The organism is Scrofimicrobium canadense, assembly GCF_009696615.1.
GTDB lineage: Bacteria > Actinomycetota > Actinomycetes > Actinomycetales > Actinomycetaceae > Scrofimicrobium > Scrofimicrobium canadense.
In genome coordinates, this window is sequence record NZ_VULO01000057.1 from 1 (window position 1) to 1,001 (window position 1,001).

Consider the following 1,001-nt stretch of genomic DNA (forward strand, 5'->3'; position numbering starts at 1 on the left):
CGATGGATATCCCTCATCAGCGATTGGCCTACGTTCGCGTGACGCTTGAATCAGGCTCGGTGCGCCGGGCTGCGTCGCGGCTCAACATTGCCCCTTCCGCCGTCAGCCGACAGATTGCCCTGCTGGAAGAAGCCCTGGGGGCAACGCTGATGGAGCGCCAGCGCGGCGGCATACGCCCCACGCCCGTCGGCGAGATGCTGCTGGAGTACTGCGAGCGGCGCAGCGCCCTCGACGAGAGCTTTATCACGTCCCTCGAAGCCTACCAGCGGCTGGAAACCGGAACGATTTCCCTCACCGTGGGCGAAGGCTTCGTCAGCGACCTGGTGGCTTCTCCCCTGCATGAATTCACCCAGCGCTATGCGGGCATCCAGCTGGATATCCATATCGCGGGCACCTCCGGCATCATCGATGCGATTGTCGAGGATCAAAGCCATATCGGGCTGATGTTTCACGAGCGTACCCATCCGCAGCTGCGCTTCTGGGCCTCCAGCCCGCAGCCGTTGATGGCCATTCTGGCGCCGCATCACCCCTTGGCCGAGCAGCCTCACCCGCTCACCCTGGCACAGCTCAGCACCCAGCCCATGGCCATGTGGGACACCACCCATGGCGTGCGCCAGATGGTTGACCAGGCGTTTCAACAGGCACGCCTCGCCCCGCGTATGACCATGAACACCAACTCGATGGTGATCCTGGCGCAATACGTGCGCAGCGGCATGGGGGTGACGCTGCTACCGGCGTTTGCGGTCGCCCACGACCTGGACATCGGCAGCCTTGTCGCACGCCCGGTCGACGACCCGCTGTTTCAGCGCTCCCAGGCCCACATGGTCACCCGGGTGGGCCGCCAGCAGCCCAAGGCCAGCATCCTGCTGCTGCGCCACCTGCAGCGCTGGATGCAGGCCTTCAGGGACCCGGCATCGAATCAGCCGACACCGCTGCCGTAGCCAAACGCCACGCTGGCCTCCGGTGCGGTTTCCACCCAGACGCTTTGCGGCACCGTGTAT

The 1,001-nt window shown here is 65.1% G+C and carries 1 protein-coding gene; it reads left to right on the top strand.

Going from position 1 to position 1,001, the window contains the following annotated elements; translation table 11 throughout:
• A partial coding sequence (locus tag FYJ24_RS12540) for a LysR family transcriptional regulator (protein WP_154546745.1) occupies positions 1–941 on the top strand: 941 nt, incomplete at its 5' end.
• Between the last annotated feature and the right edge of the window lie 60 nt (positions 942–1,001).